We start from the raw sequence: 25600 nt of genomic DNA, 5'->3' as shown, positions 1-25600 counted from the left end.
GGCCTGGCCGACCGGATGCCGGGCCGCTGAGCCGCGCCGCGGCATCCGTGCTCTGCTGCACGTCGTCGCTCCTCACCCGCGGCGCGGGTGCTGCGCCGCTGCGCGCCTAGCACGCCACGAGCGCAGCGGCGCAGCTGCCGCGCGGCTGACGTGGCGGTGCTGGACGGCTTGGGCCTACACGTGTAAGGTATTTATTGCAGGTGGATGGATGTCGAGGGGAGCGTGGGCACGATGACGCTCGACGAGGAGATCGCCCGGCTGTCCGCCCTCGCCAACCCGCACCGTTTCCGCATCATCGCCCTGCTGGCGGAGGAGTCCCTCCATGTGAGTGAGCTCGCCCGCCGGCTGGGGATGTCCCGGGCCCTGCTGTACATGCACCTGCAACGACTCGAATCGGCCGGTTACGTGACCGGGCACCTCGAACTCTCCGACGACGGCAAGGCCCTGAAATTTTTCGAGGTCGTTTCGTTCGAGGTCACCACCAACGTCGCACGCATCGTTGCGGCGGTCGCAGCCGACACAGAAAGCACACACTGATGGACAACATTCCCTGGTTCGCCTGGATCGCCATTGTCGGCATCATCGCCGGCGTCACATCGAGCATCGTGGCGGCCGTGCTGCGGTCGCGCGAGAAGCAGGCGGAGTTCGCCGGAGCGGCGGACCTGCGCGGCCTCGTCGAGCAGAGCACCGCGAGCAACCAGGCCGTGCTCGACCGGCTCGCCCTGCTGGAGCTTCGCCTCGCCTCGATCGAGCGAACCCTGACCGATATCCCCTGACCGATAACCCCTGACCGATATCCCCTGACACTGGCCCTGGCCCGAGGCTGGTGCCGCGGGCGTCTGTCGTCGCTCGTCCCGGCCCATCGTTTCGTTGCGCGGGAGCTGCGCCGCTGCGCGAGGGCTGCGCGGGGGCGCTCACCCGATTACACTCGTCAAGTGAAGGTTTTGGCAGCAATGAGCGGTGGGGTGGACTCCGCCGTCGCCGCAGCCCGCATGGTCGAGGCGGGACACGAGGTGGTCGGGGTGCACCTGGCCCTCAGCCGGATGCCCGGAACCCTGCGCACCGGCAGCCGCGGCTGCTGCACGGTCGAGGACTCGATGGATGCCCAGCGGGCGGCCAACATCATCGGCATCCCGTACTACGTCTGGGACTTCTCCGAGCGGTTCAAGCTCGACGTGGTCGACGACTTCATCGCCGAATACGCCGCTGGCCGCACCCCGAACCCCTGCATGCGCTGCAACGAGCGCATCAAGTTCGCCGCCCTGCTCGAAAAGGCCCTCGACTTGGGCTTCGACGCCGTCGCCACCGGTCACTACGCCACGATCGTGACGGATGCCGACGGCAACCGCGAGCTGCACCGCGCCAGCGCCTGGGCCAAGGATCAGTCCTATGTGCTCGGCGTGCTCACCCAGGACCAACTGGCGCACTCGATGTTCCCGCTCGGCGCGACGCCGTCCAAGGCCGAGGTGCGAGCGGAGGCCGCGGCGCGCGGTTTCTCGGTGGCGAACAAGCCCGACTCCTACGACATCTGCTTCATCCCCGACGGTGACACCCGAGGCTGGCTGGCCGAGCGCGTGCCGCCGGCGACCGGGGACATCCTCGACCGGGACGGCAATACCCTCGGCACGCACGACGGGGCGGCCGCGTTCACCGTCGGGCAGCGCAAGGGGCTGCAGATCGGCACCCCGGCCGCCGACGGCAAGCCCCGGTTCGTGCTCGAGGTGCGCCCGATCTCCAACACCGTCGTCGTCGGGCCGAAAGAGGCGCTCGCGATCAAGAAGATCGCCGGCACGAAGTTCACCTGGTGCGGCGTGGCCCCCGCACACCCGGAGATCGCCTTCGACTGCGACGTGCAGATCCGCGCCCACGCCGACCCGGTTCCCGCCGTGGCCCAGGTCGTTCCGTTCAAGGCCGGCTCGTCCGCCGAGACCAGCGCGAGCCGCGGGAGCGGCGCCACCACCGAGCTCGTGATCATCCCGGCCGAGCCGCTCACCGGCGTCGCGCCCGGGCAGACCGCCGTCGTCTACCTCGGCACCCGCGTGCTCGGGCAGTGCACCATCGATCGCACGGTTAGTGCCGTCAGTGCGGTCGCCGTCGATGCATAGCCCGGCGCCCGACCCGGCGGCAGACGTGCCCCTGCACGTCGCCGCGGCCGAGGTCTCCGACCTGACCCAGCGCATCCTGGAAGCCCGGGACGCGTACTACGACCGCAACGAGGCCGTCATCACCGACGCGGAGTACGATGCGTTGGTGCACCGCCTCGCCGAGCTCGAGCGGGAATTCCCCGAGCTGGCCAGTCAGGACAGCCCCACCCAGACCGTGGGCGGCCGCGCCGAGACCAGCCTGTTCGATCCGGTGCAGCATGCCGAACGCATGCTCAGCCTCGACAACGTCTTCTCGCTCGACGAATTCGGCCTCTGGGCCGCGAAGGTCGAACGGGACGCCGGGCGACCCGTGCACTACCTCTGCGAGCTCAAAATCGACGGACTCGCGATCAACCTGCGCTACGAGCAGGGGGTGCTGGTCGGCGCCGCCACCCGCGGCGACGGGGTGGTCGGCGAGGACGTCAGTGAGAACGTCGCCTTGGTGCCCGGCATTCCGAGAAAACTGCTGGGCACCGGGCATCCGGCCCTGATGGAGGTGCGCGGTGAGGTGTTCTTCCCGGTCGCCGAATTCCTCGAGCTCAACGCGCAGCAGGTCGCCGCCGGCGAACGCGTCTTCGCGAATCCGCGCAACGCGGCGGCCGGCTCCCTGCGCCAGAAGGCCGAGGGTAAGGCCGCGGAACCGCTGCGCCTGATGCGGGCCAGGCTCGGCCGGCTCCGGATGCTGGTGCACGGCATCGGCGCGTGGGCCACCCCGCCGGTCGCGTCCCAATCCGGGGTCTACGAGCTGTTGCAGGACTGGGGTCTGCCTACCAGCAGCTACTACCGGGTAGAACCCTCCGCGGCTCTCGCGGCGGACTTCGTCGCGTACTACGGCGAGCACCGCGCCAGCGTCGACCACGAGATCGACGGCATCGTGATCAAGGTCGACGAGCTGGCCCTGCACGCCGAACTCGGTGCCACCAGCCGGGCGCCGCGCTGGGCGATCGCCTACAAGTACCCGCCCGAGCAGGTCAACACCAGGCTGCTCGACATCGTCGTCAGCGTCGGCCGGACCGGCCGGGCCACGCCGTTCGCCGTCATGAAGAAGGTGCGGGTCGCCGGTTCCGAGGTGCGCCAGGCCACCCTGCACAACCAGGACGTGGTCCAAGCCAAGGGCATCCTGATCGGCGACATCGTCGTGCTGCGCAAGGCCGGCGACGTCATCCCCGAGGTGCTCGGCCCGGTGGTCGAGCTGCGCGACGGCACCGAGCGAGCCTTCGTCATGCCGGTGAACTGCCCGGAGTGCGGAACGCCGCTCGCCCCGGCCAAGGAGGGCGACATCGACCTCCGCTGCCCGAACGCGCGCAGCTGCCCGGCTCAGGTGCGCGGCCGGGTCGAGCACATCGGCTCCCGCGGCGCCCTCGACATCGAGGTGCTCGGCGAGGTGGCCGCCGCCGCTCTCACCCAGCCCATCCGTCCGGTGGAGCCGCCCCTGTGCACCGAGGCCGGCCTGTTCGACCTCACCCTCGACGACCTGCTGCCGATCGAGGTCATCGTGCGGGACGCCGAGACCGGGCTGGCCAAGGAAGAGGATGACGGCTCCGTGCGGCTGCGCACGCCGTTCCGGCGCAACCCCACGGCCGCCGAGAAGAAGCAGGGCGTCGAGGGACCGCAGCCGTCGTCGAGTGCGCAGAAGCTCCTGCGCGAGATCGAGCTGGCGAAGACCAAGCCGCTGTGGCGGCTTCTGGTGGCCCTCAACATCCGTCACGTCGGGCCGGTGGCGGCGCGCGCCCTGGCCGGCCACTTCGGTTCTCTCGAGCTGATCCGGGCCGCGTCCCGCGAGGAGCTCGCCGAGGTCGACGGGGTGGGCGGCATCATCGCCGACGCCATCATCGCGTGGTTCGAGGTGGACTGGCACCAGGGCATCGTGGAGCAGTGGACGGTGGCCGGCGTTCAGTTCCGCATATCGGAGCACCCCGGTCCTGGAGCCGCTGCGGCGGCCGGGGGAGTGCTGGCCGGGCTCACGGTGGTGGCCACCGGCTCGATCGAGGGCTACACCCGGGAAGAGGCGCAGGAGGCGATCATTTCCGCCGGGGGCAAATCCGCCGGGAGCGTGTCGAAGAATACCGACTTCGTGGCCGCCGGTCCGGGCGCGGGGTCGAAGCTGGCCAAGGCGGAGGCGCTCGGCCTGCGGATCCTCGACGCCGCAGAATTCCACCTGCTGGTCACGAGCGGCCCGGAGTCCCTGGCCGAGACGACGGTCGACGCCGACGCCGACGCCGACGCCGACACTGACCCGGTTTGATTCAACGGCTCTCCTCGCCCGGCACCTCTGACGCGTCGACCCAACCGAGCACCATCCGGGTGAACAGGTCCACATCCTCGATGCTCCAGACATGGTGCATGCCGGGTGCGGTCCAGGCGCGAGTCTGCGGCAGATGGGCGAGCAGCGCAGGAAAGCTGTCCCGGACGAGGCGGGACTCCCGTTCGCCCGCCACCGCCAGCAGGGGGCCGCAGTAGTCCTGCAGCCTCTCCGGGACGCCGCCGCGGTTCACCTCGGCGAAGACGCGCTGGGCGTTGTCGGTTCGGAGGCTCAGACCGTGTTCCACGAACAGGTCGACCGCGTCGGCGGGCAGGCCGAAAGCCTTCGCCTGGGCCCGCCAGTACCAGGGGCGGTCCCAGAGCCGCAGTTGCATCGTGCTCAGGAACCGGGCCGTGCCGTGCACCCCGGTGAGCGGCACGCCGGACACCAGGCACGAGTGCAGCAGTCCCGGGTGCCGGGCCATGACGTGCGTGGCCACTAGGCCGCCCAGGGACAGCCCCACCAGATGGGCCCGGCCGCCGCGCGCGTGCGCGGCGATGATGCCGGCCACATCGTCGGCGGTCTGACCGAGGGAAAGCCAGTCCTCTCCGGCCCGGTCGCCGAAACCGGGCAGGTCGGGGGTGAGCAGATGCCGGTCGGGCATTCCCTCCACCTGCGGTCTCCAGGACCACGACGCGACGCTGCCGCCGTGCAGGAACATGATCGTGTCGGTCCCCGTGGTGTCAACGCCGTGCTGCAGGGGATAGCGGAATTCCAGGCGCTGGCGGGGACGGCTCATCCGAAGGCCTCCTTCGTCTCGACCAGCCACGCGAGTTCCGCCTCGGCGTGGAGGATTCCGTTCCGCAGCGTTGCGAAGCGCAGCCTGCGTCCGAGGTCGTCCGGGGCACGATCGTCGGGCTCGCGGTGGGCCTGCTCCTGCTCGGCGACGGAACGCAATGCGGCCAGCATCGTGGTGGCCTGGCCGCGCCGCGCCCGCAGCAGTGCCCGGGTAGCCGGCACCCCCAGGGTGCCGACGAAGAACAGCCGCATCAGGAACGCGTCGTGCGAGGTTTCGGGTTCCAGCGGCGCCCGCAGCCAGTCGCCCAGGGCCGCCCGGCCGGCCGAGGTGATGTGGTGCTCGCGCCGGTCGGGGCGTCTCTCCTGCGGAATGACCTCGACGTCGGCGAGACCGTCGGCGACCAGTGCCGCCAGCGTGCGGTAGATTTGGGATTGGTCGGCGGACCAGAAATGGGCGACGGATGCCTCGATGCTCTTTTTGAGGTCGTATCCCGTCATCGGTGCGAGGTCCAGGATCCCGAGGAGGGCGATTTTCAACGACATGTGTATATGGGATCACACCTATACAGGTTTATGCAAGTATAAACTTTGGCGCGATTGACCCTCGATCGGGGGTCTCCCAGACCCACTGTGGGGGCACGGCCGCACCATCCGTTTCAGTAGTCTGGAGACGCAATGCTTGTCTGTTAGAGGCCGGGTTGTTTTGCTACTCGGTGTTCGTGAGGGGACGTGCCCAGGTTTGCTGTTAGAAGCGGCGGTTCTAACGCTCTCTCTGGCTCTCAATGGAGTCAGTGAGACCTCTGGCGCGCACGCTCTCAGCACCACAGTCCAGGGCCAGCCGGTGCCGAACCGGGGCGCCGAACCCGCCGCGGCGGAACCGTTGTGGCTGAACCTGTCGGCGCGCACCGGTACCTCGGTCGCGGGGCCCGGCGCCGGCGACCCGCGGGTGTCCGCGCAGCCGATCGCATCCGTGCCGAGGTCCGCCACGGTCGCCACCGTCGAATCCGTGCGGGGACTGACCGGAGCCAACCTGCTGGCCGGGCTGTCCACCCTCTCCGTGGCCGACATGGCCGCGTTCGTGGAGCAGTCCCCCGGCCAGGTCGACGCCCTGTTGACGGCGCCGCCCGCAGCCTCCGCGGTGGCCGGCCTCTGGACGGAACTCGAAGCCTCCGAGCGGTCGTCGCTGCTGGCTGCCGCACCCAAGCTCGTGGGCAACCTGGAGGGTGTCCCCTTCCGGGAGCGGGGCAGGGCCAACGCTCGCTACCTCACGCAGAGCTTGGCCGACGTCACCCAGCGGCTGGCCGACGCGACCGACGACAGCGAGCGCACGCTGCTCAACCGAGAACTCGCCGTCCTGACCCAGGTCAAGGCGGCACTGAGCACCCCCGACGGCGCCCCGCGCCGTTCCTTGATCCTCCTCGACCCCGCAGGCGGCGGGCGTGCCGCGATCGCCCTCGGCAACCCGGACACCGCCGCATTCGTCACCTATCTGGTACCCGGCATGAACTACACCGTCGAGCAGCAGATCGTCAACTGGGCCGACACCGCAGACGCCGTGTACACGGAACAGATCGCGGTGCTGCGCGGGGGGGCGCCGTCCGGGCACGCCCTGACCGGCGGCATCCGCGCCGCCGGCGTCGCCACGATCGCCTGGATCGGCTACGAGGCCCCCACTGTGTTCACCGTGGGCGGGACGGGCCTCGCGGAGGTCGGCGCCGACTTCCTGGAGCAGTCGGCTCTGGGCGTCGCGGCCGACCGAGGCACGCGTCGGCCCTTCGTTTCGGTGCTCGCGCACTCGTACGGGTCGACCGTGGCGCTCACGGCGCTGGCCCGCGGCACGTTCGGGGTGGACGCCCTGGTGCTGGTGGGGTCCCCGGGCAGCCAGGTGCAGTCCGTCGACAGCCTGAGCGTCGCGCCGGGCAGTGTCTATGTGGGCAGCGCCGACTGGGACCCGACCGTGAACAGCGCTTTCTTCGGCAGCGATCCCGGTGCGGAGGCGTACGGCGCGAACACCCTCGGCGTATCCGGCGGGAACGATCGGATCACCGGCTCCTGGCTGAACGGATCGGTCGGCCACAACGCCTACTTCGACGTTGGAAGCGAGTCCCTGCACAACATGGCGTTGATCGGAACCGGCAACGCGGATCTTGTCACCGACGGCTCCGAATAGAATTGGGGAATCCACCCCCGACGATCGTACGGAGCAACATGTCTGAAATCACGGCCGAGCAGGTTGCCCATTTGGCCAACCTTGCCCGGATCGACCTCAGCTCGGAGGAGATCGCCCGCCTCACGACTGAACTCGGTCAGATCGTTGACTCGGTCGCAAAGGTAGCCGAAGTGGCCACGCCGGATGTGCCGGCGACGAGCCACCCGATGCCGCTGACCAATGTCTTCCGCGCCGACACGGTGGTTCCCTCGCTCACGGTCGAACAGGCGCTCTCCGGGGCTCCCGACCGGGACGGCGACAAGTTCCGCGTGCCCGCAATCCTGGACGAGGAGTAATCCATGACCAATGTGATCAAGCTGTCCGCCGCCGACCTCTCGGGTCTGCTTGTCGAACGGTCCATCAGCTCCGTCGAGGTGACCCAGGCTCACCTGGACCAGATCGCGGCCGTCGACACCGGTGTGCACGCGTTCCTCCACGTGGCCGGCGAGGCCGCGCTCGCCGCCGCAGCCCGCGTCGACGCCCGGCGTGCCGCCGGGGAGGTGCTCGGGCCGCTCGCCGGGGTGCCGATCGCCATCAAGGACGTGCTCGCCACTATCGACATGCCCTCGACCGCCGGTTCCAAGATCCTCGAGGGCTGGATCGCCCCGTACGACGCCACCGTGGTCAGGCGCGTGCGCGACGCCGGGCTGATTCTGCTCGGCAAGACCAACATGGACGAGTTCGCGATGGGCTCATCGACCGAATTCTCCGCCTACGGCCCGACGCACAACCCGTGGGACTTCGACCGGATCCCCGGCGGCTCCGGCGGTGGCTCCGCGGCCGCGGTCAGCTCCTTCGAGGCGCCGCTGGCACTCGGCAGCGACACCGGCGGCTCGATCCGCCAGCCAGCCGCCGTCACCGGCTCGGTCGGCGTCAAGCCCACCTACGGCGGTGTGTCCCGCTACGGCTCGATCGCTCTCGCATCCTCGCTCGATCAGGTCGGCCCGGTGACTCGCACGGTGCTCGACGCCGCCCTGCTGCACGACGTGATCGGCGGGCACGACCCGCTCGACTCGACGTCGCTCACGGACACCTGGCCCTCGATGGCGGCCGCCGCACGCGCCGGCCTCGCCGACGGGGCGCTCACGGGGGTGCGGGTCGGCGTGATCAAGGAGCTGAGCGGCGACGGATTCCAGGCCGGAGTTGCGCAGCGCTTCACCGAGACCCTCACGCTGCTTTCCGCGGCGGGCGCCGAGATCGTCGAGATTTCCGCCCCCAGCTTCGAGTATGCGATCGCTGCCTACTATCTGATCCTCCCGGCGGAGGCGTCGAGCAACCTGGCGCGCTTCGACTCGGTGCGCTTCGGCATCCGGGTCAACCCGGAAGACGGCCCGCTGACCAGCGAACGGGTCATGGCGGCCACGCGCGACGCGGGCTTCGGCCCCGAGGTCAAGCGCCGCATCATTCTCGGCACCTACGCCCTCAGTGCCGGCTACTACGACGCCTACTACGGCAGCGCGCAGAAGGTGCGCACGCTGATCCAGCGCGACTTCGACGCGGCCTTCTCGAAGGTCGACGTGCTGGTGTCGCCGAGTGCGCCGACCACCGCGTTCAAGTTCGGCGAGAAGATGGCCGACCCGATGGCCATGTACCTCAACGACGTCACTACGATCCCGGCCAACCTTGCCGGGGTCCCCGGCATGAGCCTGCCGATGGGACTCGCGCCCGAGGACGGCCTGCCGGTCGGCCTTCAGATCATGGCGCCCGCGAAAATGGATGCCCGTCTCTACAGCTTCGGAGCCGCCGTCGAGGCGCTGCTCGAAGCATCCTGGGGGCACACCCTCCTCAGCCGGGCGCCGGAACTGGCGCTCAGAGAAATGTTCGCCGGCACAGCCACAGGCACAGCCACAAGCACAGCGTTCACGAGCACAGAGGGAGCCGTCTGATGAAGAAGGCCGAACTGATGGACTACGACAAGGCCCTGGAGCTGTTCGAGCCGGTGCTCGGCTTTGAGGTGCACGTCGAGCTCAACACCAAAACAAAGATGTTCTGCGGCTGCGCGAACGAATTCGGCCAGGGTGCCAACACCAACACCTGCCCCACCTGCCTGGGTCTGCCCGGAGGGCTGCCGCAGGTGAACGCGAAGGCCATCGAATCGAGCATCCGTTTAGGGCTCGCCCTCGGCTGTGAGATCGCGGAGTACTCGCGGTTCGCCCGCAAGAACTACTTCTATCCGGACACCGCGAAGAACTTCCAGACTTCGCAGTACGACGAGCCGATCGCGTTCAACGGTCAGCTCACGATCGAACTCGAAAGCGGACGCCTGGTCACGGTCGACATCGAGCGCGCCCACATGGAGGACGACGCCGGCAAGCTCACCCACGTGGGTGGGGCGACCGGTCGCATCCAGGGTGCCGACTACTCGCTGGTCGACTACAACCGCGGCGGAGTGCCGCTGGTCGAGATCGTCACCCAAATGATCGAGGGCGGCGAGGCGGACTCACCCGAGATCGGCCGCACCTACGTTGCCGCCATCCGCGAGATCGTGAAAGCGCTCGGCGTCTCCAACGCCCGGATGGAAGAGGGCAACGTGCGTTGCGACGCGAACGTGTCCCTGCGCCCGCGCGGCTCGAACGTGCTCGGTACGCGCACCGAGACCAAGAACGTGAACTCGCTGCGTTCGGTCGAGCGGGCCGTGCGGTACGAGATCCAGCGTCAGGCGGCCCTGCTGCACGCCGGTGGAACCATCACTCAGGAGACCCGGCACTGGCATGAGGACACCGGCATCACCTCGGCCGGCCGGCCCAAGTCCGACGCCGACGACTACCGGTACTTCCCGGAGCCCGACCTCGTTCCCGTGGCCCCGTCGCGGGAATGGGTGGAAGAACTCCGCGCCACCCTGCCGGAGCCTCCGGCCGCCCGCCGCAAGCGGCTTCAGGCCGACTGGGGCTTCGCCAACCTCGAATTTCAGGATGTCGTCAACTCCGACCTCCTCGACGCCGTCGAGGCAACCATCGCAGCCGGCGCCGCAGCCCAGGCCGCCCGCAAGTGGTGGACCGGCGAGGTTGCCCGCCTTGCGAACGCCTCCGGTGTGTCCGCCGACTCGCTTGTGCAGCCGGCGCAGGTCGCCGCACTGATCGAACTCGTCGTGGCCGGAACGCTCACCGACCGCCTGGCCCGGCAGGTGCTCGAGGGCGTCATCGGCGGCGAGGGCACTCCGCTCGAGGTCGTCGAGTCCCGCGGTCTCGCGGTCGTCTCGGACGATGGCGCGCTGATCGCGGCGATCGATGAGGCTCTGGCCGCCCAGCCCGACGTTCTGGCCAAGATCCGCGACGGCAAGGTTCAGGCGGCCGGAGCCGTGATCGGCGCCGTTATGAAGGCCATGCGCGGACAAGCGGATGCCGCCCGCGTGCGCGAGCTCGTGCTCGAGCGTGCCGGATCGGCCGAGTAATGGGCCTGCGGAACACGCGCCAACCTGCCGCCGACGGGTACCCCGGTTCCCAGCCGGGTGCCCTCGGTGTGGGAGCGCAGGTCGTGGTGCGCTTGGACCGTGGTCGGTATCCGGACGCCGACGCCGAAGACCCGAGCGGCGTGATTGTGGCGGCCGGAGAACTCCAGGGCGCGGCCCTCTACGCCCCCGTTTCCGGACGGGAAACCGTATGGATCGTGGAGTTCGACGAACCCTTCTACGGTCTCGACGGTTCTGGCCCGCACGCGTCGGCTCGGGTGGCGCAGAGCTCGCTCGAAGCCGCCCCCGAGGCGTAACCGTCGTGGAGCAGGAGCGCCCGGCGACCGCGCGGGACATCCGTCGCTGGCGCCGCTACCTGGCAGACGAACGGGCCGAAGCGACGGTGTACCGCGACCTCGCCGGACGCCGTAGCGGCGAGGAGCGCGAGATCCTGCTGGCTCTGGCCGACGCCGAGGGGCGCCACGAACAGCACTGGCGGCACCTTCTCGGTGACCAGGTCGGAGCCCCGCGCCGGGGCGCGATCCGCACCCGTTTCCTGGGGTTCCTGGCCCGCAGGTTCGGATCGGTGTTCGTGCTTGCCCTCGCCCAGCGTGCCGAGGCCCGCTCCCCGTATGACGCCGATGCCGACGCCACAGACACCATGGCCGCCGACGAGCGCATCCACGAGGAGGTCGTGCGTGGGCTGGCCGCTCGCGGCCGGCAGCGGCTGGCTGGCACGTTCAGAGCCGCGGTCTTCGGGATCAACGACGGCCTCGTCAGCAACCTGGCCCTGGTGCTGGGCATCGGCGCCACCGGAGTGCCCGCCGCCACGATCCTCTTCACCGGTATCGCCGGTCTCCTCGCCGGGGCACTCTCGATGGGTGCCGGCGAATATGTCTCGGTACGGTCCCAGCGTGAGCTGCTCGAAGCCTCAACGCCGAATCCGGCGTCCCGGAATGTGCTGGCCCATCTCGATTTGGCTGCGAACGAACTGACCCTGGTCTATCGCGCGCAGGGGATGCCCCCGGAGAAAGCGGAGATCCATGCACGCGAGGTTCTGCGCACGGTGGCCATCGCGACCGGCCCGATCGACGTCAAGAAGACCGGCGGCCTGGCTCCGGCGGTCGACGAGCACGAAGCCATCGGCACGGGAATCGGAGCGGCCACGTCGAGCTTCTGCTTCTTCGCCTCCGGGGCGATCCTGCCGGTGCTGCCGTATCTGTTCGGCCTCGACGGGATCACCGCGGTCATCGCGGCAGCCGTGCTCGTGGGGCTCGCCCTGCTGGCCACTGGCGCCATCGTCGGGCTGCTCTCGGGCGGGCCGCCCTGGCGGCGCGCCATCCGTCAGCTCATCATCGGTTTCGGTGCTGCCGGCGTCACCTATCTGCTGGGTCTTATCTTCGGAACCTCGATCGCCTAACGCTGCTCCCGAGTCGCCGTGCTTGAGGTGGCCGCAATTCCGCTCAGAACGGCGCCGGGGTTCCTTCGTGTGCGCCTGCCGCACGGCCGGCTCCGATTCGGCCCTTTTTCCGGTGCACGGATGTTCGTGGCCGGTTCGCTGAGGAGGGTGCGCCCGGTCGGTGAGGTCCACTGCAGGGTTCTGCCGGGCAGGGGCACGGAGCTCCACCGGGTCTCGGACTGCTCGCTATAAATGGGCTTCATGAGGGAGACGTTACGGGTACCCACTGACATTCGATGCCCCAGGTCGGCGACCGTCAGCGCCCTGTGGATAACTTGATCAAACTCATATTGCAGAGGAGGAGTGGTGCTCGCTGCGGGGTTTGTTTCGGGCATCCGTCATGGGGCGCGCCACCCGCATCCGTCCTCACGGTATTACGGAGATTTTTGGGGAAACGCCGGTTTGGGAGCCGGTCTGGGCGGCGTGTTGCGACAATCTCCGAATTAAGCGACTACGGCCGCGACGGGTGCTCCGGGCTGGGCGGCAACGAGAGCGCCTGCGACTTCACGGTGAACCCCGACCAGTGCGAGATCTCCCACGCCGGCGACGAGGAGTACGCGGCGCAGATCTGGTACTGGTCCACTCCCATTGAAAACTGCCTCGACGGCCGCACCGACGTGAAGTGCACCGACTACTCCGACTGGACGACCGCCTGGCAGGAGATCAAGGGTTAGCGCGGCATCCCCATCCGGCCGAGCCGAATCGGAGGAATCATGACGGGTGACACGGCGTCGCCGGGGCAACGGATGCCGGTGCCGCCGCACCGGGACACGCTCGCCCGGCGGGGTTCGATCACGCTGAGCCGGCATCCGCGGCTTCGCCTGACGCTGAGGCTGTCCACCCCTCTGCTCTGGCTCGGCCTGATCTACATCGTTGCCCTCGCCGCCCCGCTGATCACCTCTCTGTGGACAGTCGACAGCTTCACGGGCACCATCACACGGTCCTGGACGCTCGATAACATCATCACCGTGCTCCGTTTCGCTCTACCAGACGGTGACGGTGCGCACCGCGGGGGCGGGCGTCAAGACGCTGCCGATCTGGATTCTGGACACCCTGTTTCGCCCCAGCCAGGCACCGAACGTCAACGTCATCGCCGTGGTGCTGGTGCTGGTGTCGATCGTTCCGATCTACATCGCCCAACGCATTGCCGGCGCGGAAAAGGAGAGCCGGTAGCACCAGGCCTGGCAGGTGCAGCCCGCGGGCTACGGCCGGCGCGGATCCCGGCCGGTCAGGGCGAGCAGCCGCGTCTGCAGCGGCGCGTTCTCGTCGGATGGTACCGGGGAGGCGAAGAGGCCGCTGGCCTCGAGGGTGTCCCGCTGGGGCTCGAACACCGTCCAGACCGCCTCGATCAGGGCCGGGTCGAGGGACTCGTCGGCGGCCGTTGCCCGCGCCAGGTCCCAGGAATGGATCGTGACGTCGGAGACCTGCTCGCGCAGGTAGTCGGATGCCGTCACCGTGTCATACGACAGGGTCACCGGTGCGTCGGCCGGGGTCGTTGCCCAGGCTGCGGCCGCCAGCGCCGAATAGATGGCCCATTCCTTCGCGAGGTCCGGGCCCAGCGGGGTGAGTGAGCGCCGGGCGTCGAGCACCGAGAGGCCGCGCAGCAGCGCGGGGACCCACTGCTGTTCCAGCACCACGTGGCGCACCAACTCGGTCACGGTCCACTCGGTGTCCGGTGTGGCGGCGGCCCAGTCGGTGATCATGTCGACGCGGGCCCCGAACTCCTCGGCGGCCTGTTTCTGCAGCGCAAGCCAGTCATACGTCATGGGACTCCTTCGGTAGAACGGGTGGAACGGATGCCCCTGCAACGCTACAACCGGCATCCGTCACCGTGCATTCCGTCACCGTGCATTCCGTCACCGTGCATTCCGTCACCGTGCATTCCGTCACCGTGCATTCCGCCCCGGCGCTGTTCACGTTCTCCCGTCGCGGAATCGGTCGCGGGCTGTCGCCGGTCCGGGTTAGGGTCTCTCCATGAGCAGGCAGGACGCATGAGCAGGCAGGATGGCAGCGATCGCACGGTCTCGACCGATGCGGTCGACGACAGCTCCGCGACCCTGCTCCACATCGACCTGGACGCGTTCTTCGCGTCGGTGGAACTGCTCGATCACCCCGAACTGGTGCACCTCCCGGTGATCGTGGGACACCGGTCCGGACGCTCGGTGGTCACGGCGGCGAACTACGTGGCCCGACGCTACGGCGTCAATTCGGCCATGCCCATGGCGCTCGCCCTGCGGCGCTGCCCGGCGGCGGTGGTGCTCGAACCGCACATGGGCCGGTACAAAGAATACTCGGACCGGGTGATGCGCATCTTCGAAGATTTCACGCCGCTGGTCGAGCAGCTCGGCATCGACGAGGCCTTCCTCGATGTGGCGGGTGCCCGCCGTCTGCACGGCTCCCCGGCCGAGATCGGCGCGAAGATCCGGGCCCGGGTCAAGTCCGAAACCGGGCTCACCTGCTCGGTCGGAGCGGCGAGCACGAAGTTCGTCGCCAAGATGGCGTCGGGCCGGGCAAAACCCGACGGCCTGCTCGTGATCCCCGCCGAAGACACGCTCGCGTTCCTGCATCCGTTGCCTGTCGGCGCCCTGTGGGGGGTCGGCGCCACGACCGAGCAGGCGCTGCTCGGGCAGGGCCTGCGTCAGATCGGCGACCTCGCCCGCACCCCCCTCGCCGTGCTGCAGAAGTGCGTGGGCGAGGCCGCCGGCCGCAAGCTTCACGAGCTGGCCTGGGGGAGGGACCCTCGGGTGGTCACGGTGGAACACGAGGAGAAGAGCGTCGGCCACGAGGTCACGTTCGAATTTGACGTGACGGATGTCGCGCGGCTCCGCAGCGAACTGCTACGGCAGTCCGTCGCGGTGGCTGCCCGGCTGCGCCGCGCCGGCCTCGTCGGCCGCGGCGTGGTGCTCAAGGTGCGCTACACCGACTTCAGCACCGTCACCCGCTCCCGCACCCTGTCGGAACCGACCAGCGTCGGACGCCGGATCTACGAGGAGGTGGCCGCCAGCTTCGACGCGCTGGCGGCGTCCGGCATCCGGGTGCGCCTCATCGGCGTGCGCGTTGAGCAGCTCAGCGATGGCGACGGCAGTGGCGCCGGCCTCTGGGACCCTGACGACGACTGGCGGGGAGCCGAACGGGCCGTGGACTCGGTTACCGCAAGGTTTGGGCGCGGCATGGTGCGCCCGGCGTCGCTGCTGGATCCGGACAAACCCTGACCAGGCCACCACTGATCAGGCAACCGCAAACCAGACAGGGGGTAGCCTGAATCCATGACTAGCCTTCCAGAGAAGCTCGCAGATATCTCTCGTACCGCCGGCGTCAGGTCGGCCTACGGTGATCCGGTCCAGGTGGACGGCGTCACCCTGATTCCCGTTGCTCTCGTCTACTACGGCTTCGGCGGTGGCGAGGGTGACTCCGCCGCCACCGGCAGCGGGTCCGGCGGCGGGGGCGGCGGAGCATCCCTGCCGATCGGCGCCTACGTCAAATCGGGCACGACGGTGCGCTTCGAGCCCAACGTCATCTCGTTGCTCGCGGTCGGCATCCCGTTCCTCTGCGTGGCCGGCAAGGCGATCTCCCGCGTCGTCCGCGCCCTCAAACGCTAGCAGCGAGTGCGACCAACCGCCCGGTCGCCCAGCCACTCCGGCTGAGGATGTCGGGCGGCTGACTGCGCTCCGGCCCTATCAGTGCCCGTGGGCCAGCTAGATGAGTGAGTCTCCATGGCCGAGGGTGATAGGGGTCTGCGGATCGGGGGTTCTGCGGCGCTTGTTCCTGATTCCGACGCACGTTTGCGCGCGGACAGCGACGAGGTGGATGAACGTGCACTCCAACCGCCGCGTCATTCGAGCCCAAGGACCTGCGGTACATCCGTCCCGAACAAATTCGACGGAGATTGTGCCCTCAGCGGCGCGTTTGGGCTCAAAAACGGGTGTTGATCGATGAATTTCCGTCGAATTGGTTCGGCGCCGGGCACGGCGTTCCGCCCGTGACGACCAGCAGACACTCCGGCTGAGGGAGTTGGACGGCTGGGTGCGCTCCGGCCCTGTCAGTGCCCGCCGAACCGCTCGTCGCGAGCCGGATCGGCCTCGAACACGTCTGGGACGCCGTCGTTGTCGGCGTCGAGCGCCTCCTTGTCGGCGATGCGTCCGTAATGCCGGTTGCGGCTCCGCAGCACCACGGTCGCGAGTAGTGCCGCCAGCAGCGACCCGGTCAGGATGGCCACTTTGGCGTGGTCGTCATGCGGGCTGCCCTGCCCGAAAGCCAGCTCGCTGATCAGCAGCGACACCGTGAAGCCGACACCGGCGAGCATGCCGACGCCGATCACATCCACCCAGGCCAGATCCGGGTCGAGGGCGCCCCGGGTGGTCTTGGTGACCAGTACGGTGGCGAGCAGGATGCCCACCGGCTTTCCCACCACCAGAGCGACGACGATTCCGATCGCGACCGGGTCGGTGAGGGCCGTGGTCAGGCCTGACACGCCGCCGATCGTGACCCCGGCGGAGAAGAAAGCGAAGACCGGCACGGCGAAACCGGCCGAGAGCGGGCGGATGCGGTGCTCGAGGTTCTGCGCCAGGCCCGGGCCGGCGTCGGGTCCGCCGCTACGTCGGCTGCGCAGCACGGGCACGGCGAAGCCGAGCAGCACTCCGGCCACCGTGGCGTGGATGCCGGAGCCGTGCACGAGAGCCCAGGTGGCGAGGCCGAGCGGCAGCAGAACGGTGCCCGCGGCCCACCTGGTGGTGCCGAACAGGTAGGAGTACTTGTGCGCCAGAAAGGCGAAGAGGCCCAGCGGCACGATGGCGAGCAGCAGTAGAACGGGCTGGAGGTCGCCGGAATAGAAGAAGGCGATGATGGCGATGGCGAGCAGGTCGTCGACCACGGCCAGGGTCAGCAGGAAGATGCGCAGGGCGCTGGGCAGTTTGGAGCCGATCACGGCGAGCACGGCCACGGCGAAGGCGATGTCGGTTGCGGTGGGGATGGCCCAGCCGCGCAGCATTTCCGGCCCCGAGCTGAACGCGATCGCGGTAAAGATCACAGCAGGAACGATGACGCCGCCGACGGCCGCGGCGACCGGGACGACCGCGCGGCTGAAGGTGCGCAGATCGCCGGCGACGAACTCACGTTTGAGTTCGAGCCCGGCAATGAAGAAGAAGATCGCCAGGAGTCCGTCGGCGGCCCACGCGCCGAGGCTCAGATTGAGGTGCCACGGCTCGTAGCCGATCTGAAAGTCCCGCACCGCATAGTAGAAATCGGAGGCCCCGGTGTTGGCCAGGATTAGCGCGAGAACCGTCGCCACCAGCAGGAGAGCGCCGCCCACGGTCTCTTTGCGCAGGATCGTCGAGACGTGCAGGTACTCGGGATAGCTGCTGCGGCGAAAGACGTTCAGTTTCGGGGTGGGAGGAAGAGGTGATGGTTTCGGCATGGACGAGCCTCAGTCAATCAGGATTTTGTGGCACACGAACATTGCTGTCGACCAGACTTCCCGACTCACCACTTCGAGCGTACCGCGTTCGGGCGCTCAACGCCGCCCGCGCTAGCTACACCGCCAGCGGCCCATCCGCTGGCGGGAGCCCGGCTCTTCCCGCCAGCTGCGGGGGATGTGCCAGGGTCCGCGCACGGGTAGCCCGCGTCGCATCCGTCGTCGCCGCAAAATGAAGTGGCGCAGCAACAGAAGCAACAGCCCGGCGAGGATCAGGGGAACGGTGAACGTCATTCGCGCCCGACAGTGATGCGGGGGCGAGGCGAGGACTCCATCCCGCGAGTCTAGGCCGAGGTCTATACTTAATACGAACACGGGAGTCCGGTCAACCGGGCTGAGAGGAAGCTTCTGAAGCTTCGACCGTCGAACCTGATCTGGATCATGCCAGCGCAGGGAGGCAGATTTTCTCGTTCCCGTGCCCTGGAACCATCTACGGAAAGGGCACAAAAAGTGCACGCAACAACCACCCTTCTTACCTCCACCACGTCCCGCCGGCCGCGTAACTTCCGGTGGCGGGTCGTCGACATCGTAATCGCCAGTGTCATCGGCGTGGCCAGCGGGCTGATTTTCGTCGTCTGGAACCAGGCATACAACCCGCTCAGCGGCGTGCTCACTCCGCTGCTGCCGGGCCTGCAGGCTCTCCTGGGCGGCGGATGGCTGTTCGCCGGTGTGCTCGGTGGCCTCATCATCCGCAAACCCGGCGCCGCGCTCTACACCGAGCTGCTGGCGGCGGTCGTGTCGACCCTGGTCGGCGGCACCGCCTGGGGGGCCACCATTCTGGTGTCCGGCCTGGTGCAGGGTCTCGGCGCGGAGCTGGTCTTCGCGCTGTTCTTCTACGCCAACTACCGCCTCGTCGCGGCCCTGCTCGCCGGCGCGGGCGCCGGCCTTGCCCTCGCCGTCAACGACCTGTTGCTCTGGTACCCCGGATCGGCCGTTCCCTTCATCACCATCTACACAGCCTCCTCGATCGTCTCCGGCATTGTCGTGGCCGGACTGCTGTCCTGGCTGGCCATGCGTGGCCTCGCCCGCACCGGCGCTCTGTCGCGGTTCGCCGCCGGGCGATCGAACCGCACCCAGGTCTAGGGGGACGGCGATGACACCGGCAGCAGCGGCATCCGTCTCGGGCGCGTCCGTCGTGGCCCGCGGCTGGGGATGGCGGCATGCCGGGCGGCGGGGCTGGGCCGTCGACGGCCTCGACCTGCGAATCGAGCCGGGCGAGCGCGTGCTGCTGCTCGGCGCTTCCGGGGCCGGCAAATCGACTCTGCTGCACGCCCTCGCCGGGGTTCTCGGCGGCGACGAGGAGGGCGAGCAGCGCGGTCAGCTGCTTGTGAACGGCGCCGGGCCGACCGCCGCGCGAGGCCAGGCCGGGCTGCTGCTGCAGGACCCTGACTCCCAGGTGATCCTGGCGCGGGTGGGCGACGACGTCGCCTTCGGCTGCGAGAACCTGGGGGTGCCCCGCGAGGAGATCTGGCGCCGGGTGAGCGACGCTCTGGACATGGTCGGCCTGGACCTGCCGCTCTGCCATCCGACGTCGTCGCTGTCGGGCGGACAGAAGCAGCGCCTCGCCCTCGCTGGGGTGCTGGCGATGCGGCCGGGGCTGCTGCTGCTCGACGAACCCACAGCGAATCTCGACCCTGGAGGCGTGCTGGATGTGCGCGATTCCGTTGCCCGCGTGCTCGAGAACTCCGCGGCGACGTTCATCGTGATCGAACATCGGGTCGCCGTCTGGCAGAACCTTGTGAACCGGGTGATCGTGCTCGACGCGGCCGGGGGAGTGCTGGCCGACGGCCATCCCGACGACGTGCTGACCAGGCAGGGGGAACGGCTCGCGGCCGCGGGTGTCTGGGTGCCCGGGCGGGGCAACGGTCTGGCTTCATCGCGGGGCGAGACCCGCTCGGCGTCGGCGCCCGGCTCGGTTCCTCTGCTCCGCACGCCCGGCCTCGCGATCGCACGCACGCGCGCCGACGTGCTCGCCCGGGACATCGACCTCACGGTGCACGCCGGCACCGCTCTGGCAGTCACCGGTCCGAACGGCGCCGGCAAATCGACCCTGATGCTCACCCTCGCCGGCCTGCTGAAACCGGCCGGGGGAGCGGTGCTCGCGAGCCCGGAGTTCGCCGACGGGGCCGACGAGGAACCGATCCGCTGGAAGTCCCGCCAGCTGCTCACCCGCATCGGCACCGTGTTCCAGAGCCCGGAGCACCAGTTCGTGGCGGCCACAGTGCGGGCCGAACTCGCCGTAGGGCCGCGCGCCCTCAAACGGCCAAAGGCGAACATCAATGCCCGGGTCGACGAGGTGCTGCAGCGCCTGCGCCTGGACCACCTGGCCGAGGCGAACCCGTTCACCCTCTCCGGCGGCGAGAAACGTCGGCTGTCGGTGGGCACCGTGCTGGCCACCCAGCCACGGCTGCTCATGCTCGACGAGCCCACCTTCGGCCAGGACCTGCGCACCTGGCGGGAGATCGTGGCCCTGCTCGACGAACTCCTGCGGGAGGGCACCGCGGTGGTCGCCGTCTCGCACGACACCGACTTCGTGGCCGCCCTGGCTGACCGGGAGTACCACCTGACCGGGCAGGCCGGCCCCAGCGTCACGCCGCGGGCGGCGGTGTCCCGGTGAGCGTGCTGACGCCTGCCCGGGGAACCCAGGCCATCTTCCGGATCAACCCGGTCGCGAAGCTGGCCGCCGCGCTGCTGCTGGCGGGCGTGCTCATCCTCACCATCGACTGGGTCTCCGCCGTCGTCGCCCTCGCCTGCGAGTTCGTGCTCTTCTTCTGGGCCGGGCTGTCCCTGAAGGCCTTCGCGGTGCGCACCCTGCCGGTCTGGATCGCCGCACCAACCGCCGGCGTCACCACCCTGCTCTACGGGCAGGCGGCCGGGGCGGTCTATTGGTCCTTCGGGCTGGTGAACGTGACCGAGGGATCACTCGAGCTGGCCATCGCCACGACCCTGCGCATCCTCGCCATCGGACTGCCGTCGGTCGTGCTCTTCGTGACCGTCGACCCCACCGACCTGGCCGACGGCCTCGGCCAGGTCGTGAAACTGCCGGCCCGCTTCGTGCTTGGCGGTCTGGCCGGGCTGCGCCTGGTCGGCCTGTTCCTCGAGGACTGGCACGCCCTCGAACTGGCCCGGCGGGCCCGCGGCATCGCGGACCGCGGCGTCCTGCGACGGCTGCTCAGCCAGGCCTTCGCCCTGCTGGTGCTGTCGATCCGGCGCGGCAGCAAACTCGCGACCGCGATGGAGGCCCGCGGGTTCGGCGCCTCGGTGCGGCGCACCTGGGCCCGCCCCTCCAGCTTCCGGGGGCGCGAGGTGGCCCTGGTCGGCATCGGTCTGGCCGTGGCCCTGCTCTCGGTGAGCGTCTCCGTGGCGACGGGAAGCTGGAACTTTGTCCTCATCTGATCTGCCCACGGCCGCCCTCGAACCGGCCGCCCCCGATCCGGTCGGTGACCGACGGATGCTGCTGGCCCCCGTGCTTCGCGACCTTGCCGCCGCCGGGGTGGCGCCCGTCGTTCTCATCGACGGGCCGAGCGGCGCCGGCAAGAGCACCCTCGCCGACGCGCTCGTCGTCGCCTGGCCGGGACCGCTCCGGCCCACCCTGGTGCGGCTGGACGACGTTTACCCCGGCTGGCAGGGGCTGGACGCCGCCGTCATGCACCTGGGCGAACAGGTGCTCACCCCGAGAAGACTGGGCCGGCCCGCCGCCTGGCGGCGCTACGACTGGGAGCGGCGCGAGTCGGCAGAATGGCACCCGGTCGACCCGGCCCGCCCGCTGATCGTGGAGGGCTGCGGAACCCTGGCGGCCGCCCACGCGCCACTCAGCGACATCCGGGTCTGGCTGGCCGCCGACGACCGCATCCGCAAGCAGCGGGCCCTCGCCCGGGACGGCGAACTGTTCCGGTCGCACTGGGACCAGTGGGAAGCGGGCTGGGACGCTTACCGAGAGCGGGAGGCGCCCGAGCGGCAGGCGACGATCCGGCTGGCCGGGACCCCGGACATCCGACGCCCGTAAGTCGGTGCCCGGGACTAGGTTGGAGGTATGGCTGATCAAGGTGCTGAAAATGTCGTTTACACTGCGGAATTCATTGACGGTCCCCTCGCGGGCCAGGTCGACACCCGGGTGCTAATCCAGGGCAAACATGACGCCCGGGTCAGCATGATGGCCGCCGTCGAGGGGGTCGAAACGCTGTTCTGGTACGACGAGGAGGACGTGCGCGATGTGCAGGGCCGCGTGCACGTGCGCTACCGGTTCGACGCGGGCGAGAGCGACCCGTACCAGTCGACCGGCGAGGGCGAGTAGCCGGCAGCCCGATGCCGGAGCCGCACGCGGTTAGCGGTTAGCGGCGAACAGTGCCGAGATCATCGGTGCGGGGTGCAGGAGCCGCCAACCGAGGCCCGGCGCGCTGATCGTGCGGTCGAGCACCAGCGTCGACGTCACCTCGGTGCCCCCGGTCTCCACCGTGACCCGGCCGACGGTCTTGCCCGCCCGGCCGGTCGACACCGTCTCCAGGATCACCTCCGCGTCGCCCGGCGCCTGAGCCTGCCAGCCGTACGTCGTCGTGGCCGTGCGCACGGTTCCGGAGGCCTCGGCCCCCCACAGTGTGCTGAACTCCACGTAGGCGTCACCCTGGGCGAGGGTTGGCAGCTCGCGTACCCCGGCGCGGGCGCTCTCCATCAGGGCGGTGACGTCACTGGTCAGGGTGTCGTAGTCGGGTTCGCCGAGCAGGGCACCGGCAAAAGTGTAGGTCGAGTCCGGGCCCTGCACCTGGCCGGTGAAGAGAAAACAGACGCCCGCCCCGTCCGTGTAGCTGCGGGTGATGCCGGTGACGCCCTCCTCGGCCAGGAACGCCGTGGTGTTGTCCACGCCGCGCTGGCCCACCAGGGCGGAGGCCGGCTGGGAGAGGATGGCACCGATCACCGGGTCGGCGGCGGCCAGGCCGGCCAGCCGGGCAAGGTCAGTGGCCGTTCCGACGCTTTCGTCGTTGAGCCCGGTGGCGTCGGCGACACGGGTGCCGTCGAGGCCCTGCTTGCCCAGCCAGGCGTTGGCGGCGGCGCTGTAGGCGTCGAGGGAGCCGAAGGCCCAGCGCGCCAGCGTGTCGGCGTGATTGTTGCTGGAGCCGAGGATCATCGCCTGGAGCAGCTCGGTCTCGGTCCACAGTTCGCCCGGGAAGACCACGACGGTGCGGGCACCGGAATTGCCGTAGTCGATGTAGTCCTGGTAATCCGCGGCCGTGATCGGGATCTGAGGCCCCGTCTCACCGAGGGCCAGCGGTTTCGCGTCGAGCACGACCAGGGCGGTCACGATCTTCGTCGCCGCGGCCATCGGCAGCGGTTCGGCCGTGCCGGCCACGGCGAGAGGCAGGGTGGCGGCAAGAGCGTCGGCGTCCAGCGCCGTCGTACCCGGGAAGGCCGGATCGGGTGTGACCGTGGCCAGGCCGATGACGGCGCTGCCGCCGGTGGCCGGCAGCGCGGGCGGGAACGGAACCGACTCTCCGGCCGCCGGCGTGACCAGCGTGGCGGTGGCCTCAGGCAACGGCCCCAGCAGGGTGGCCGGCCCGTAGACGCCGACGGACAGGATGACGAGGGCACCGACCGTGGCGCCGATGACGCGGGCAGGCCGGGATCTACTCATGACGCAAGGCTAACGGTGGTTGGTCATCCCCAGCCGAGGTCGTGCAGCCTGTCGTCGTCGATGCCGTAGAAATGGGCGATCTCATGCACCAGAGTGATGTGCACCTGGTCGCGCAACTCCTCGAGATCCGCGCAGAGCTCCAGCAACGGCTCCCGGTAGAGCACGATCCGGTCCGGCATCTCACCGAAGCCGTACTGCCCACGCTCGGTCAGGGCAACCCCGTCATAGAGCCCGAGGGTGTCCATCGTGCCGTCTTCGGGTCGGTCCTCGACCACGAAGATCACATTGTCCAGGCCGTCGACCATGTCGTCGGGCAGGAGGTCGAGCTCGTCGACGACGAGACGCTCGAATTCCTCGTGAGTCAGCTGCGGCATCCGTTCAGCATCTCACATTCGTTCAGCCTCTCAGGGAGCCGGTCAGCCGTTGATCGTGATGGTGCTCAGGCCGCCGTCGGTGACGCCCCAGGTCTTGAGGATCTCGCCGTAGGAGCCGTCGTCGACCATGGACTGCAGGGCAGCCTGCACGGCCGCTGCCATCCCGGAGTCCTTCGCCACGGCCATGCCGTACGGTGCCTCGTCGAAGGAGGTGCCGGCCTTCTGCAGCTTGCCCGCGGTCTGCTGGATCGCGTAGAGGGTGACCGGGGAGTCTGCGCTGAAGGCGTCGGCCTGACCGAGCACCGTGGCGTTCGTGGCCAGGTCCTGGGTGTCGAACTTGAGCTTGTCGATCGGGGGCTTTCCGGCGGCGACGCAGGCGGCGCTCTTGGCCGGGATTTCGTCGGTGTCCTCGTAGGTGGTGGACTGCACGGCGATCTTCAGGCCGCAGGCGTCGTCGGGGTCGACGGTGGTGCCGGTGGCGGAGGCCCACTGGATGCCGGCCGTGTAGTAGTTGACGAAGTCGACCTGCTCCTGGCGCTTCAGGTTGACGGTGAAGGACGAGTTTCCCAGGTCCATCTCGCCGCCGATGATGCTCGGGATGATGGTGTCGAAATTCGCGACCTTGTAGTCGGCGGTCAGACCCAACTTCGCGGCAATCGCGGCGCCGAGTTCGACTCCCCAGCCGATCGGGTTGCCGGAATCGTCCTTGAACTCGTTGGGGGAGTAATTCGGGCTCGTGCCGATCACGAGCGTGCCGGAGGCGCGGACCTTCTCCGGGAGCAGCGCCGAGGCGGCGGCATCTTCGGTCACGGTACTGGCGGGCGCGGTGGCGTCGGCTCCGGGAACCGGCACAGTGTTGTCGACGCAGCCGGTGAGCAGGAGGGCGGCCACCGCAGCGACGGCGGGGAGGGCGAAACGAGCACGCATGGAGAGATCCCTTTCAGCTGTCCCGGACGCCGTTGGATCGGCGGGGAGGCCGAGGCGAGGACACCGTTTCGGTGAGGCGTTTCGATGCCGGAAATGCGAACGCGCGGCCGGATCCGAGGGCCCGGTCGCGCGTTCGATGGACTGTTTCTGCGTGTTTCAATTGGGGTGAGTAACGGGGCTTGAACCCGCGGCCTTCCGGACCACAACCGGATGCTCTACCAGCTGAGCTATACCCACCATGCGCTGCTTTCCCACAGAGAAGGCAACTCGGCAAGTGTATTACATGTTCGCAGCGAAAATGTTCACGGCTTCGGCCGCGCTGTTCTTCGCCTGTTGGCTGGACGGCCCGGGGTCGGCCACGAACACGGTTTGGCGGTAGTACGCCAGTTCGCGGATGGATTCGAGGATGTCAGCCAGGGCGCGGTGTCCGCCGTCTTTCGCGGGGGCGTTGAAGTACACCCGCGGGTACCAGCGGCGTGCGAGTTCCTTGATCGAGGACACATCGACGTTGCGGTAGTGCAGCTGGGCGTCGAGGCGAGGCATGTATTTCATCAGGAAGGCCCGGTCGGTGCCGATGGAATTTCCCGCCAGCGGAGCCTTCTGCTCGGCCGGGATGAACTGCAGTACGTATTCCAGCACCAGGGTCTCGGCCTCGGCGGCGCTGATTCCGTTCGGGATCTCGTTGATCAGCCCACTGCTCTCGTGCATGTTGCGCACGAAGTCGTTCATGTTCTCCAGCGACGCCTGATTCGGCTTGATGATGAGGTCGAGTCCCGGGTCGATGATGTTCAGGTCGTAATCGGTGATCACTACAGCGATCTCCACCAACTCGTCGGAATCAATGTCCAAACCGGTCATCTCGCAGTCAATCCATACCAACCGGTCACTACTTTTTTTCATGTGCCGAGTCTAACGGCGGACGCCGACCGGCCCTGTTGCGCTGGTCCCGGCAGCGGTGCGACT

General features: G+C 68.9%; 28 protein-coding genes, 1 tRNA gene and 1 riboswitch. Of the genes, 19 read left to right on the top strand and 10 right to left on the bottom strand.

The annotated features are described in order from the left end of the window. The first annotated feature begins 204 nt into the window (after positions 1-204). The 4 genes from E3T40_RS10860 to ligA all read left to right on the top strand — a co-directional run bounded on the left by E3T40_RS10860 (position 205) and on the right by ligA (position 4389). Positions 205-537: a winged helix-turn-helix domain-containing protein gene (locus E3T40_RS10860; RefSeq protein ID WP_233191536.1), complete on the top strand. Its 333-nt coding sequence runs from the start codon at positions 205-207 to the stop codon at positions 535-537. After that, positions 537-776, top strand: a complete 240-nt coding sequence (locus E3T40_RS10855; protein WP_104169885.1) for a hypothetical protein — start codon at positions 537-539, stop codon at positions 774-776. The genes E3T40_RS10860 and E3T40_RS10855 overlap by 1 nt, the downstream gene beginning before the upstream one ends. A 159-nt stretch (positions 777-935) precedes the next feature. Then, positions 936-2105, top strand: coding sequence for a tRNA 2-thiouridine(34) synthase MnmA (mnmA, locus tag E3T40_RS10850; protein WP_134543465.1), 1170 nt, complete (start codon positions 936-938; stop codon positions 2103-2105). Beyond that, positions 2098-4389, top strand: coding sequence for an NAD-dependent DNA ligase LigA (gene ligA / locus E3T40_RS10845; protein WP_134543462.1), 2292 nt, complete (start codon positions 2098-2100; stop codon positions 4387-4389). Before mnmA ends, ligA begins: the two co-directional genes overlap by 8 nt. A gap of 1 nt (position 4390) precedes the next feature. On the opposite strand, the gene E3T40_RS10840 is transcribed toward ligA, so the two are convergent. After that, a complete protein-coding gene (locus E3T40_RS10840) occupies positions 4391-5185 on the bottom strand; it encodes an alpha/beta fold hydrolase (RefSeq protein WP_134543459.1) in 795 nt (264 codons plus the stop codon). Next, entirely contained in the window at positions 5182-5727 is a 546-nt protein-coding gene (locus tag E3T40_RS10835) for a PadR family transcriptional regulator (protein WP_104169889.1), read from the bottom strand. The genes E3T40_RS10840 and E3T40_RS10835 overlap by 4 nt, the downstream gene beginning before the upstream one ends. 298 nt (positions 5728-6025) lie before the next feature. On the opposite strand from E3T40_RS10835, the gene E3T40_RS10830 reads away from it, so the two are divergent. From E3T40_RS10830 to E3T40_RS10800, 8 genes are all read left to right on the top strand, one after another. Next, positions 6026-7354, top strand: coding sequence for an alpha/beta hydrolase (locus E3T40_RS10830; RefSeq protein WP_134543457.1), 1329 nt, complete (start codon positions 6026-6028; stop codon positions 7352-7354). 38 nt (positions 7355-7392) lie between these two features. Then, positions 7393-7689, top strand: coding sequence for an Asp-tRNA(Asn)/Glu-tRNA(Gln) amidotransferase subunit GatC (gatC, locus tag E3T40_RS10825; protein WP_166784587.1), 297 nt, complete (start codon positions 7393-7395; stop codon positions 7687-7689). Positions 7690-7692: 3 nt separating this feature from the next. Further along, on the top strand, positions 7693-9279 hold the full coding sequence (gene gatA / locus E3T40_RS10820; RefSeq protein WP_104169891.1) for an Asp-tRNA(Asn)/Glu-tRNA(Gln) amidotransferase subunit GatA: 1587 nt from the start codon (positions 7693-7695) through the stop codon (positions 9277-9279). Then, entirely contained in the window at positions 9279-10784 is a 1506-nt protein-coding gene (gene gatB / locus E3T40_RS10815; protein ID WP_104169892.1) for an Asp-tRNA(Asn)/Glu-tRNA(Gln) amidotransferase subunit GatB, read from the top strand. The genes gatA and gatB overlap by 1 nt, the downstream gene beginning before the upstream one ends. Continuing rightward, complete coding sequence (locus E3T40_RS16355) at positions 10784-11098, top strand: hypothetical protein (RefSeq protein ID WP_146067705.1); 315 nt, start codon at positions 10784-10786, stop codon at positions 11096-11098. Before gatB ends, E3T40_RS16355 begins: the two co-directional genes overlap by 1 nt. A gap of 86 nt (positions 11099-11184) precedes the next feature. Next, on the top strand, positions 11185-12201 hold the full coding sequence (locus tag E3T40_RS10810) for a VIT1/CCC1 transporter family protein (RefSeq protein WP_370287917.1): 1017 nt from the start codon (positions 11185-11187) through the stop codon (positions 12199-12201). 548 nt (positions 12202-12749) lie between these two features. Next, positions 12750-12914 carry a hypothetical protein gene (locus E3T40_RS10805; RefSeq protein WP_198411980.1) on the top strand — a complete coding sequence of 55 codons (165 nt, stop codon included), beginning with the start codon at positions 12750-12752 and terminating at the stop codon, positions 12912-12914. 319 nt (positions 12915-13233) lie between these two features. Next, complete coding sequence (locus tag E3T40_RS10800; protein WP_134543451.1) at positions 13234-13413, top strand: hypothetical protein; 180 nt, start codon at positions 13234-13236, stop codon at positions 13411-13413. Positions 13414-13442: 29 nt separating this feature from the next. Here the strand turns inward: E3T40_RS10800 and E3T40_RS10795 are convergent, their stop codons facing one another. Beyond that, positions 13443-14006, bottom strand: coding sequence for a TIGR03086 family metal-binding protein (locus tag E3T40_RS10795; protein WP_104195189.1), 564 nt, complete (start codon positions 14004-14006; stop codon positions 13443-13445). Positions 14007-14231: 225 nt separating this feature from the next. Here E3T40_RS10795 and dinB point away from each other — a divergent pair, with 225 nt between their 5' ends. Together dinB and E3T40_RS10785 are read left to right on the top strand one after the other, a co-directional pair. Then, a complete protein-coding gene (dinB, locus tag E3T40_RS10790) occupies positions 14232-15452 on the top strand; it encodes a DNA polymerase IV (RefSeq protein ID WP_134543449.1) in 1221 nt (406 codons plus the stop codon). 54 nt (positions 15453-15506) lie between these two features. Beyond that, a complete protein-coding gene (locus tag E3T40_RS10785; protein ID WP_104170250.1) occupies positions 15507-15839 on the top strand; it encodes a hypothetical protein in 333 nt (110 codons plus the stop codon). A 440-nt stretch (positions 15840-16279) separates the two neighbouring features. Here the strand turns inward: E3T40_RS10785 and nhaA are convergent, their stop codons facing one another. Both nhaA and E3T40_RS10775 read right to left on the bottom strand, forming a co-directional pair. Then, positions 16280-17653: a Na+/H+ antiporter NhaA gene (gene nhaA / locus E3T40_RS10780; protein WP_104195191.1), complete on the bottom strand. Its 1374-nt coding sequence runs from the start codon at positions 17651-17653 to the stop codon at positions 16280-16282. Positions 17654-17764: 111 nt separating this feature from the next. Continuing rightward, positions 17765-17944 carry a hypothetical protein gene (locus tag E3T40_RS10775; protein ID WP_134543446.1) on the bottom strand — a complete coding sequence of 60 codons (180 nt, stop codon included), beginning with the start codon at positions 17942-17944 and terminating at the stop codon, positions 17765-17767. 69 nt (positions 17945-18013) lie between these two features. Next, positions 18014-18123: riboswitch (TPP riboswitch) on the top strand. Positions 18124-18160: 37 nt separating this feature from the next. Here E3T40_RS10775 and E3T40_RS10770 point away from each other — a divergent pair. From E3T40_RS10770 to E3T40_RS10750, 5 genes are read left to right on the top strand one after another with little or no spacing between them, the layout of a single operon-like run. After that, the gene (locus E3T40_RS10770; protein ID WP_134543444.1) at positions 18161-18793 is read left to right on the top strand and encodes an ECF transporter S component; all 633 of its coding nucleotides are present in this window, start codon (positions 18161-18163) and stop codon (positions 18791-18793) included. Positions 18794-18803: 10 nt separating this feature from the next. After that, on the top strand, positions 18804-20327 hold the full coding sequence (locus tag E3T40_RS10765; protein WP_134543441.1) for an ABC transporter ATP-binding protein: 1524 nt from the start codon (positions 18804-18806) through the stop codon (positions 20325-20327). After that, positions 20324-21106, top strand: coding sequence for an energy-coupling factor transporter transmembrane protein EcfT (locus E3T40_RS10760; RefSeq protein ID WP_104195193.1), 783 nt, complete (start codon positions 20324-20326; stop codon positions 21104-21106). The genes E3T40_RS10765 and E3T40_RS10760 overlap by 4 nt, the downstream gene beginning before the upstream one ends. Then, the gene (locus E3T40_RS10755) at positions 21093-21716 is read left to right on the top strand and encodes an ATP-binding protein (RefSeq protein ID WP_241981748.1); all 624 of its coding nucleotides are present in this window, start codon (positions 21093-21095) and stop codon (positions 21714-21716) included. Before E3T40_RS10760 ends, E3T40_RS10755 begins: the two co-directional genes overlap by 14 nt. Before the next feature lie 27 nt (positions 21717-21743). Next, a complete protein-coding gene (locus E3T40_RS10750; RefSeq protein ID WP_104195195.1) occupies positions 21744-22004 on the top strand; it encodes a hypothetical protein in 261 nt (86 codons plus the stop codon). A 30-nt stretch (positions 22005-22034) separates the two neighbouring features. On the opposite strand, the gene E3T40_RS10745 is transcribed toward E3T40_RS10750, so the two are convergent. The 5 genes from E3T40_RS10745 to orn all read right to left on the bottom strand — a co-directional run bounded on the left by E3T40_RS10745 (position 22035) and on the right by orn (position 25537). Continuing rightward, positions 22035-23336, bottom strand: coding sequence for a D-alanyl-D-alanine carboxypeptidase family protein (locus E3T40_RS10745; protein ID WP_134543438.1), 1302 nt, complete (start codon positions 23334-23336; stop codon positions 22035-22037). Positions 23337-23359: 23 nt separating this feature from the next. Continuing rightward, positions 23360-23710, bottom strand: a complete 351-nt coding sequence (locus tag E3T40_RS10740) for a metallopeptidase family protein (RefSeq protein ID WP_104170257.1) — start codon at positions 23708-23710, stop codon at positions 23360-23362. Positions 23711-23752: 42 nt separating this feature from the next. Beyond that, the gene (locus E3T40_RS10735; protein WP_104195197.1) at positions 23753-24637 is read right to left on the bottom strand and encodes an ABC transporter substrate-binding protein; all 885 of its coding nucleotides are present in this window, start codon (positions 24635-24637) and stop codon (positions 23753-23755) included. Between the two features lie 161 nt (positions 24638-24798). Next, positions 24799-24874, bottom strand: a tRNA-His gene (locus E3T40_RS10730). 42 nt (positions 24875-24916) lie between these two features. Then, positions 24917-25537, bottom strand: a complete 621-nt coding sequence (gene orn, locus E3T40_RS10725; protein ID WP_104195198.1) for an oligoribonuclease — start codon at positions 25535-25537, stop codon at positions 24917-24919. Between the last annotated feature and the right edge of the window lie 63 nt (positions 25538-25600).

This window comes from Cryobacterium sp. TMT1-19, assembly GCF_004403055.1.
Taxonomy (GTDB): Bacteria; Actinomycetota; Actinomycetes; order Actinomycetales; family Microbacteriaceae; genus Cryobacterium; species Cryobacterium sandaracinum.
This window is presented reverse-complemented; position numbering and strand designations above follow the sequence as displayed.